General features: G+C 41.9%; 9 protein-coding genes, 1 tRNA gene and 1 rRNA gene. 10 read left to right on the top strand and 1 reads right to left on the bottom strand.

All coding sequences use genetic code 11. The features are described 5' to 3' along the window. The 10 genes from rrf to AC1TO9_RS24315 all read left to right on the top strand — a co-directional run. A 5S ribosomal RNA gene (gene rrf, locus AC1TO9_RS24360) occupies window positions 1–106 on the top strand; the annotation flags it as partial. Window positions 107–1,027: 921 nt separating this feature from the next. Next, window positions 1,028–2,485: an IMP dehydrogenase gene (guaB, locus tag AC1TO9_RS24355; protein ID WP_482057840.1), complete on the top strand. Its 1,458-nt coding sequence runs from the start codon at window positions 1,028–1,030 to the stop codon at window positions 2,483–2,485. Between the two features lie 140 nt (window positions 2,486–2,625). Next, the gene (locus AC1TO9_RS24350; RefSeq protein WP_482060720.1) at window positions 2,626–4,011 is read left to right on the top strand and encodes a D-alanyl-D-alanine carboxypeptidase family protein; all 1,386 of its coding nucleotides are present in this window, start codon (window positions 2,626–2,628) and stop codon (window positions 4,009–4,011) included. A 105-nt stretch (window positions 4,012–4,116) separates the two neighbouring features. Beyond that, window positions 4,117–4,998 (top strand): pyridoxal 5'-phosphate synthase lyase subunit PdxS, encoded by an 882-nt coding sequence (gene pdxS, locus AC1TO9_RS24345; RefSeq protein ID WP_482057842.1) that lies wholly within the window; start codon window positions 4,117–4,119, stop codon window positions 4,996–4,998. 19 nt (window positions 4,999–5,017) lie between these two features. After that, window positions 5,018–5,593, top strand: coding sequence for a pyridoxal 5'-phosphate synthase glutaminase subunit PdxT (gene pdxT / locus AC1TO9_RS24340; protein ID WP_482057843.1), 576 nt, complete (start codon window positions 5,018–5,020; stop codon window positions 5,591–5,593). A gap of 81 nt (window positions 5,594–5,674) precedes the next feature. Further along, the gene (serS, locus tag AC1TO9_RS24335) at window positions 5,675–6,952 is read left to right on the top strand and encodes a serine--tRNA ligase (RefSeq protein WP_482060719.1); all 1,278 of its coding nucleotides are present in this window, start codon (window positions 5,675–5,677) and stop codon (window positions 6,950–6,952) included. Window positions 6,953–7,245: 293 nt separating this feature from the next. Next, window positions 7,246–7,334: transfer RNA gene (locus tag AC1TO9_RS24330), tRNA-Ser, on the top strand. A gap of 99 nt (window positions 7,335–7,433) precedes the next feature. Beyond that, window positions 7,434–7,637, top strand: coding sequence for a hypothetical protein (locus AC1TO9_RS24325; protein ID WP_482060718.1), 204 nt, complete (start codon window positions 7,434–7,436; stop codon window positions 7,635–7,637). A gap of 47 nt (window positions 7,638–7,684) precedes the next feature. Beyond that, complete coding sequence (locus tag AC1TO9_RS24320) at window positions 7,685–7,840, top strand: small acid-soluble spore protein P (RefSeq protein WP_482057846.1); 156 nt, start codon at window positions 7,685–7,687, stop codon at window positions 7,838–7,840. A gap of 234 nt (window positions 7,841–8,074) precedes the next feature. Then, window positions 8,075–9,154 carry a hypothetical protein gene (locus AC1TO9_RS24315; RefSeq protein WP_482057847.1) on the top strand — a complete coding sequence of 360 codons (1,080 nt, stop codon included), beginning with the start codon at window positions 8,075–8,077 and terminating at the stop codon, window positions 9,152–9,154. A 73-nt stretch (window positions 9,155–9,227) separates the two neighbouring features. Here AC1TO9_RS24315 and tadA read toward each other — a convergent pair whose 3' ends face one another. After that, window positions 9,228–9,725, bottom strand: coding sequence for a tRNA adenosine(34) deaminase TadA (gene tadA, locus AC1TO9_RS24310; protein WP_482057848.1), 498 nt, complete (start codon window positions 9,723–9,725; stop codon window positions 9,228–9,230). Window positions 9,726–9,891 lie beyond the last annotated feature (166 nt).

Raw genomic sequence — 9,891 nt, 5'->3', positions numbered from 1 at the left:
TAGCGGAGGGGTTCCACACGTACCCATCCCGAACACGACCGTTAAGCCCTCCAGCGCCGATGGTACTTGGACCGCAGGGTCCTGGGAGAGTAGGACGTCGCCAAGCATAAGAACCACTGTTGATTTCGATCAACGGTGGTTTTTCTTTTGTGTTTGAAGCTGTATAAGTATTAAGGAGTTCTATCCACCACTTCACCCAGCGTACTTTAACCACCAACCATTAACCATCAACTTCCCATTTGTCCCGCGCACCATCCAGTACCACTCACCAACTCCAATCATCAGTACCTCCTGATGCAGTAGTTGCACATAGTACAGCTAAATTCTTCTAAATTGCTTCTCACGCCAATCTAGTTGCAAATCTGCACTTAATTACTTGAAAATCACCACTTATTCGCGGATCGCAACATTTAACTGTCCTTTCTGCAACTAAAACTCACATTAGCTACTTTTCCTTCAAACTAACTGCCCTTTCTACAACTAATTATTTATTTGCTTTTCTACAGCGGCTCAAGGCTTCATTTTTCTGCGCTTCGACCACTGCTACCCAACAACTGCACCTCAGCTCACAATACATCAACTTGCCCCAACCGCTAGACTTCTTTCTCAACCCATCAACTCGCCCCAACGACTGACCTCAGCCCACAATCCATCAACTCGCTCCAACCACTAGACTTCATTCCCAACACTTCTCCTCACTCACCATGCAATTGCACAAACTACAACTAAATTTGGCTAAATTGCTTTAGGTACTGATCTAGTTGCAAAACTGCACTTAATTACTTGAAAATCACCATATATCCGCGGATCGCAACATTTAAATGTCCTTACTGCAACTAATCACTTCTCTGGATTACTGGTAAAAGTCGGTTATTGCTGGGATATAGGGGGAAACTGTACTGATCTTCTTGACAGTCCTAACCCCCTTTGCTAAGATGGCAATAATATATTTTCAGAAAATGAGTTTTCAGCTTTAATTATAGTAGTTTATTTAGTGGTTTGAAGAAAAAAGGGAGGCTTACACAAGGTGCGTGAAGATAAGTTTGGTAAAGAGGGATTAACATTTGATGATGTGCTACTAGTACCCCGAAAGTCAGAAGTGTTACCGAAGGAAGTGGATGTGTCCACAAGATTAAGTAAGCATGTGAAATTAAATATTCCATTGATTAGTGCTGGTATGGACACGGTGACAGAAGCTGCCATGGCTATTGCTATTGCTAGAGAAGGTGGAATAGGTATCATCCACAAGAATATGTCGGTAGAACAACAGGCTGAGGAAGTGGATCGTGTTAAACGGTCTGAGAGTGGGGTAATTACAAATCCCTTTTCACTAACACCTGATCATTTAGTATCTGATGCTGAGGAGATTATGGGTAAATTCCGTATTTCTGGTGTACCGATTGTGAATGAGGATAATAAATTAGTGGGGATTTTGACGAATCGCGATTTGCGGTTTATACATGATTACACGATTAAGATTAGTGATGTGATGACCAAAGAGAATTTGGTTACTGCTCCAGTGGGAACGACGCTTCAGCAAGCAGAAGTGCTATTGCAACAACATAAGATTGAGAAGCTACCCTTAGTTGATTCCAATAATATTCTTAAAGGTCTTATTACAATTAAGGACATTGAGAAGGTCATTCAGTTCCCTAACGCTGCTAAGGATGCACAAGGTCGCCTTTTGGTTGGTGCAGCAATTGGTATATCTAAAGATACATTAGAACGTACAGAGGCATTGGTTAAGGCTGGTGTAGATGTCATTACGATTGATTCTGCTCATGGACACCACATTAATATTATTGATGCTGTTCGCGATTTGCGTGAACGTTATCCAGAGCTCACCATCATTGCTGGTAATGTGGCAACAGGTGATGCAACGCGTGATTTGATTAAAGCTGGTGCATCCGTCGTTAAAGTAGGAATTGGGCCTGGTTCAATCTGTACGACACGAGTGATTGCTGGTATTGGGGTTCCACAAGTTACAGCGATTTATGATTGTGCGCTTGTTGCAGCGGAATATGGTATTCCAATTATCGCAGATGGTGGTATTAAGTATTCTGGCGAAATCGGCAAGGCTATTGCTGCCGGAGCACATGCAGTGATGTTAGGAAGTTTATTTGCGGGAACAGAAGAAAGTCCGGGTGAATCAGAAATTTATCAAGGACGTAAATATAAAGTGTATCGTGGAATGGGATCGATCAGTGCAATGAAACAAGGAAGTAAAGATAGATATTTCCAAGATGATGATAAGAAGCTTGTACCTGAAGGTATTGAAGGGCGCGTGGCATTTAAAGGTCCTATATCAGATACGATTCTGCAACTGATTGGCGGGTTACGCTCTGGAATGGGGTATTGTGGTACTCAAACGTTGGACGAGCTTCGTAATGATACGCAATTCATCAGAATAACGGGTGCTGGACTTCGCGAAAGCCATCCACATGATGTACAAATTACTAAGGAAGCACCCAATTATTCGGTATAATATTTGAATTTTCAACAATAATGACAATCTTCACACATAGACAGGGCGAATTTCGCTCTGTCTGTCTTTTTTTGATCAATACGCTGTGTTAGAATAGAACAAGTAAGCTATTTTTATAGATAGAGAGGAGTTCATATTCATTGAAGCATAAGAAAGTGAAACCAAGTAAACGTCAATGGGTTCAAAAGAGTATAGCTTCCGTTATACTATTAAATATGTTATTTATGTCATCAGTACCTCTTGTAGTGTTGGCTGAAGGGGAGCCAGCAACGACAGAGGCTACAACGACCAAGGTCGCAGCTAAAGAGGGCAAGATACCTGATGTAGCGAATTTAGGGTTACAAGTGGATTCAGCGGTACTGATCGAACCTACAACAGGTGAGGTATTGTTATCTGTGAACAGTGATGTTGCACTTCCGCCTGCAAGCATGACTAAGATGATGACGGAGTATATCGTAGCAGAACAAGTGAAACAGGGAAAGCTCACATGGGATGAAGTCGTTACGGTGGGGAAGAACGCTGCCAATACGATCGGCTCACGAATCTACTTGGCAGCAGGAGATCAGCATACTATTAGGGAATTATACATAGCTATGGCTGTTGGATCTGCGAATGATGCTACAGTGACTTTAGCTGAACGGGTAGCTGGTTCTGAAGCAGCTTTTGTCCAAATGATGAACGAAACAGCAGAGCGAATGGGAATGAAGACCGCATTCTTTATCAACTCTACGGGTCTAAGTCGTGCAGATATGCCAGAGGAATTTAGACCGAGTGCGGATCGGGAGACGGTTATGTCAGCGATGGATGTAGCCATTCTTGCCAAGTACATCATTCAGGATCATCCGGATTTCGCAGAGTTTACAGCGATTCAATCACATAAATTCCGCGCACGGGATAAAGACCCAATTATCAACTTAAATTGGATGTTAGAAGCGAATAAAGATATAACAAACTTTAAGGCTTATGCTTATCCTGGGTTAGATGGATTGAAGACAGGTCACACGAGTGCTGCGGGTTACTGTTTCGCGGGTACTGCAGAAATAGATGGTATGCGATTTATTAGTGTCGTCATGGGTGCAGATTCTAATAAAGCACGCTTCGTGGAGACGAAGAAAGTTCTTGATTACGGGTTTAATAATTTTGAAATCAAGCAAGTGATTGCACCCAAGACGACGGTAGAAGGTACTGAAACAGTATCTATCAAGAAGGGTGTGAAGACCACTGTTGCAGTGGTGACAGATTTAGACGTTAAGTTCATAGTCGCTAAAGGAACGCAAAATCCGACAGTTACTCCTGAAGTAACTCTTATGAGTCCAGATGAGCTTGTTGCTCCACTGGCCAAAGGAACTAAGGTGGGGACCATTACTTATACTTATAAGATAGACGGTATGAGTGATTCTCAAGAGAAGACGGTTAACCTGGTTACAGCTGATGAAGTAGAGAAAGGCGGCTGGTTCCGCTTGTTATTCCGAGGTATTAAAGATTTATTCGCCGATTTGTTTGACGGAATCAAGAATCTTTTTTAATATCAGTATAGAAGTGTACGTATAGTTCATGGAGTTACCATCCATTCATCATGCGAAATAGGTACTATGGATGGATTGAGCATATATATTTCAGGAGGCGTATAAATGGAGACGGGAACATCACGTGTAAAAAGAGGTATGGCGGAAATGCAAAAGGGCGGCGTCATTATGGACGTTATGAATGCTGAGCAAGCAAAAATTGCAGAAGCAGCAGGCGCAACAGCTGTTATGGCTTTGGAACGAGTTCCTTCTGATATTCGTGCAGCAGGTGGAGTCGCTCGGATGTCCGACCCTACCATTGTGGAGGAAATTATAAAGGTCGTATCTATTCCAGTTATGGCTAAAGCTCGTATTGGTCATTTTGTAGAAGCAAAGGTTTTGGAATCGCTTGGTGTGGATTACCTTGACGAGAGTGAAGTATTGACTCCAGCCGATGAAGTATATCATATTGATAAATGGGATTTCACAGTTCCTTTCGTATGTGGAGCCAAAGATCTTGGTGAAGCTTTACGTCGTATTGGCGAAGGTGCTTCCATGATCCGTACCAAAGGTGAGCCTGGAACAGGAAATATTGTCGAAGCTGTACGTCATATGCGTCAAATTAATGGTCAAATTCGTAGAGTTCAGAATATGTCGAAAGATGAGTTATATGCTGAAGCTAAAAATTTAGGTGTTTCCCATGACCTACTGGTTGAGGTTCAAAAATTAGGTAAATTGCCTGTCGTGAACTTTGCCGCAGGTGGTGTTGCAACACCTTCTGATGCGGCTTTGATGATGCATCTAGGTGCGGATGGCGTATTCGTAGGATCTGGTATTTTCAAATCGGAGAACCCAGAGAAATTCGCACGTGCTATCGTAGAAGCTACAACTCATTTCAACGACTATAAATTAATTGCTGAAGTATCTAAAAACTTAGGTGCAGCAATGAAAGGTATCGAAATTTCATCTTTAACGCCGTCACAGCGTATGTCTGATCGTGGCTGGTAAGAAAGAGGGATAGAGACAGATGAAGGTAGGCATATTAGCATTACAGGGTGCTGTCACAGAACATATCCGGAGCATTGAACTTGCAGGTGCGCAAGGGGTGGCAGTGAAAAGAATAGAGGAGCTTGACGGCGTTCAGGGACTTATTATTCCTGGTGGGGAAAGTACAACGATCGGTAAACTGATGCGTAAATATGGGTTTATTGAAGCGATTCGGGAATTCTCAGCCGCAGGCAAACCGATATTTGGAACATGTGCTGGCCTGATTGTGCTCGCTGCAAGAATTGAGGGTCAGGATGAAGCTCATTTGGAGTTGATGGACATGACCGTTGCCCGCAATGCATTCGGTCGTCAACGCGAAAGCTTCGAGACAGACTTAGACATTAAAGGAATCGATGAGCGTGTTAGGGCGGTATTCATACGTGCTCCACTCATTCGTGATGTCGGTCCTCAGGTCGAGATTCTGGCTACTCATCAGGATGAGATCGTTACCGCTAGACAAGGGAATCTGTTAGTGTCTTCGTTTCATCCAGAATTGACGGATGACTATCGTCTTCATCAGTTCTTTGTGAATATGGTCGAAGATAGCCAAGCATGATGGAGTTAAACTTACAAAGTGAAATAAGAACACCTTGACCTTATAAGGGTTGAGGTTGTTTTTCTTGAGGAGGATATTCCGATGTTAGATGTAAAAATATTGCGTGGCGACTATGCAAGGGTGGAAGAAGCATTGAAGAGCCGAGGTAAATCACTCGATCTCATTGCAGACTTTCCTAGATTAGATGGACGTCGCAGAGAACTGCTACAAGAAAGTGAAAATCTAAAGAGTCGTAGAAATAACGTATCGGGTGAAGTGGCTAAGCGCAAGAAGAATGGTGAAGATGCACAATCATTAATTGAAGAAATGCGCGAAGTGTCAGATCAGATCAAATCTTTGGACGAGGAAGTTCGAGAGCTGGAAGTAAGTATTGCCGACTTGACGATGTCGATTCCTAATATTCCTCATGAATCTGTGCCACTCGGGAAGTCTGAGGCTGATAATGTTGAAGTACGCCGCATTTCTGAACCTAGGGAGTTTCAATTCACTCCTAAAGCACATTGGGATATCGCGCAAGATCTAGGTATTCTTGATTTCGAGGCAGCTGCTAAGGTAACGGGTTCACGCTTTACTTTCTATAAGGGGTTAGGGGCGCGTCTAGAGCGGGCACTGATCAACTTTATGATGGATCTACACAGTGATGCTGGGTATGAAGAGATACTTCCACCGTACATCGTGAATGGGGATAGTCTGCGCGGCACAGGACAGCTTCCGAAATTCGAAGAAGATCTGTTTAAACTTAAAGATACGGATTATTATTTGATTCCAACAGCTGAAGTACCCGTAACGAATTATTACCGTGATGAGATTATGACTGCGGAAGATTTGCCGAAGTATTTCGTGGCATATAGTTCGTGTTTCCGTTCAGAGGCTGGTTCTGCAGGGAGAGATACGCGTGGACTCATTCGTCAACACCAATTCAACAAGGTAGAGCTGGTGAAGGTAGTACATCCAGATTCCTCCTATGAAGAATTAGAGAAGATGACAGCGAGCGCAGAGAAGGTTCTTCAGCTTCTGAAATTACCGTACCGTGTACTTGCGCTGAGTACTGGCGATATGGGTTTCTCAGCTTCGAAGACATATGACCTAGAAGTGTGGCTACCTGAGAGTGGTATGTATCGTGAGATATCCTCATGCTCGAATACGGGGGACTTTCAAGCTCGTCGTGCCAATATTCGATTCCGACCAGAAACCAAGGGGAAACCGGAATTCGTTCATACTTTGAATGGTTCTGCATTGGCAGTTGGACGTACTTTCGCTGCTATTCTAGAGAATTATCAGCAAGAAGATGGCAGTGTTATCGTTCCTGATGTGCTTCAGCCTTATATGGGAAATATAAAAATAATTTCTTTCAAGTAGAAACGGCTATACCGTCTTTTTCAAAGAGGTTATGCTTCCGATGCTAGCGATACTTCGTATCGCTTTAAGGTACCCGTTTCAGCGGAAATATAAGGAATAGAGTATCAAGAATCAATTTCATAATTACGCAACCCGATTTAGCTGCATCGGCAATTATGAGATTGATTCAAGTGAAACTTATACTTTCTTATATTTTAAAAAATAAGCTTGACCTTTGATGTTCAGTTGTGATAAGATAGTTTTTGTTGTTAAAGATTAATTATCTGTCGTTTGAAACAACTGAATATCATTTTGGAGAGGTACCGAAGCGGTCATAACGGGGCGGTCTTGAAAACCGTTAGGGGGCAACTCCACGTGGGTTCGAATCCCACCCTCTCCGCCATTATCTTAAATTACTAACCATTCTCACTTGATGAGAATGGTTTTTTTGTATAAAAATCATTCTGTATTCACACCTTATAGGGAAGAGGAGGTGCTCTTTATGAATCAAGACTTCGAGCTAAATCAAGGTCAACTTGTAGATGCCTGGCAGTCTAAACTGCTTGCGATTCTTAATCCATCGGATCAGAGCCAAGTATTCGCTGATGCGAGCGATCCGTGGACGAACATACCCATGTTATTCAGGAACTGGCAGGAGATTATACACGGCATATCCATGAATGTGCCCAATCGCTACATGACGTAACGAATCCATCTTGATGATGTGTAAATGATATGAATGGGGTGAACATCATGAGTAAACCAAAAACGATACCTGTTCCTGAAGCGCAGGAGAATCAAGGTCAACACCGACGTAAGGATGACTCTCACGCGATGCAAGAGCCACTCTCTGGATCCAAAAAGGTAAAGAACCGCAATCATGTCAGCCACTTGAACAAAGAGGGCTAGAAAGCGTATCAGAGAAAGGTTAGGATTATTGTGTGAAGCTTTACTTATAGGAGAGACTGTTCTTATTAGGCTTATCTACTAAGAACAGTCTCTTTTTATGTCTAATCATAAATGAAATAGGAAAAAATCATCGTTTTATAGAATAATTATCCAAAGGGGGTTTCGCATTGAGCCAATTTAGTTTATGATTGAAAAAGTGACTATATTGATAGAAAAAGAGGGGGAGAGAGCTGAATGAAGAAAAAGTTGTCTATTATGGTGCTTACATTGCTCTTAACAATGACAGTTGTATTAACGGGTTGTGGAAGTAAGCAAGGTCCGAAAGAAGCGTTACAAAGTGCTGCAGGAAACACCGCAATGATGACATCATACGAAATGAAAAGTAAGCTCATCATTGAAGATCTTAAATTTAATGCTCCAGAGTTAGTGGATGATGCAAGTGTTGGTATGGTTATGACCATGCTCAAAAATGCTGAATTGACGGTTGATGGTTATTATCAAGCGGATCCAATGCAAACAGAGCTAACGGTAGGTTTAAACCTTAAAGGTGATATGGCGATGAGTTTTACAATTCCAATGGTTATGACCAAAGAAAAGATATTTATTAAGATACCGAGTATTCCAATGCTTCCATTGCCAGAGAGTATCGTCAATAAGTATTTAGAATTAGATCTGAAGGAACTTGCTGAACAAAGCGGAACAGAGTTTAATCTAGATACTCTAGATACTGATAAATCTCAAAAGTTTGCGAGCGAGATTTCGGATGTTGTCTTCAAGGAGTATGAAGAGGCAAAGTATTTCAAGGATATCGCAGTGAAGGATGCCAATCTTCCAGAAGGCATCGAAGCTAAACAAGTGGTACAATTCCAAGTTACGAATGATAATGTAGAAGAAGCGATTAAGATTCTCGTTAATAAAGCGCTGCCGAATATGATCAGCGTTATTGATAAAGATGAGTACCGTGAATTGCTGGGGTTGAAGCCAGAAGACGTGAAAGAATTGAAGGATGAATTGGCTACTTTAGATGAAACTGAATTCAATCAAGGTCTTGAAGAAATGAAGAAGTATTTGAAGATCAACACATTTAATCTAAACACAGCAATTAATAAAAAGGACTTTACTAGCTATCAGGATTTCGTGATGGATATTGAAGTGAATGATCCTGAAACAAGTCAAGAAATGAAGATTGCTCTAAAGGGATCTAGTCAATACCTTAATATTAATGAAAAGCAAACGTTCAAGATAGGTATCCCTTCCGGGGATGATGTTATTACTATGGAACAATTTGAGGAAGAGTTCGGCGGCGGTTTCTAAAAATATAAGAATAATATACAAAGTACAAAGAAATGGCAGGCCAAGGAACATCTTGGTCTGCCATTGTGTGTTCTTATCTATTGCGTAATTTGCGGAAGAACTGAGTTAACAATTGGGAACACTCTTCTTGCAATACATTCGGAATGACCTCTGTTCTGTGGTTAAAGCGTGGCTCCTGTAGTAGATTCATTAATGTACCAGCACAGCCAGCCTTAGGGTCTGTAGTTCCGTAGATGACTTGTGGTATGCGGGACTGGACGATCGCTCCTGCGCACATTGGACAAGGCTCGAGCGTTACATATAGTCTGCATTCTAGAAGGCGCCAGGTATCAAGTTGTTGGCTAGCATCACGGATAGCGATCATTTCTGCATGTGCGGTAGGATCCATCGTCTGCTCTCTTAGATTATATCCTCGTCCGAGCACGTCATCGCCCCTGACAATAATAGCTCCAATAGGGACTTCACCGAGTTTCTCAGCTTCCTGGGCTAAAAGAATGGCTTGGCGCATCCAATACTCATGAATAGAGTGATCTATGGAGAATAATGTGGATTCATTTTGTGGACAACTCACTTTTCAATGCCCTCCTTAGATAAATAGTGCTTATTCAACGAACAAATATTCGGTTGTTAACATGTTGTGCACAAACATGTGCATAAGTATTGAAATATCAACAGAGTTATACACATAAAATAATATCGGTCTGTTAGTATGTGTATAAGTGTAGTCATTTCCCCTT

It is taken from the genome of Paenibacillus sp. Y916 (assembly GCF_056786435.1).
Note: the sequence above shows the minus strand (reverse complement) of the source record. Positions and strands in the feature narration are given on the sequence as shown.

Excerpts from the sequence above, each read along its gene's own strand:
- pdxS (WP_482057842.1), top strand. The coding sequence starts at position 4,117 with ATGGAGACGGGAACATCACGTGTAAAAAGAGGTATGGCGGAAATGCAA.
- pdxT (WP_482057843.1), top strand. The coding sequence starts at position 5,018 with ATGAAGGTAGGCATATTAGCATTACAGGGTGCTGTCACAGAACATATC.
- serS (WP_482060719.1), top strand. The coding sequence starts at position 5,675 with ATGTTAGATGTAAAAATATTGCGTGGCGACTATGCAAGGGTGGAAGAA.
- AC1TO9_RS24325 (WP_482060718.1), top strand. The coding sequence starts at position 7,434 with ATGAATCAAGACTTCGAGCTAAATCAAGGTCAACTTGTAGATGCCTGG.
- AC1TO9_RS24320 (WP_482057846.1), top strand. The coding sequence starts at position 7,685 with ATGAGTAAACCAAAAACGATACCTGTTCCTGAAGCGCAGGAGAATCAA.
- AC1TO9_RS24315 (WP_482057847.1), top strand. The coding sequence starts at position 8,075 with ATGAAGAAAAAGTTGTCTATTATGGTGCTTACATTGCTCTTAACAATG.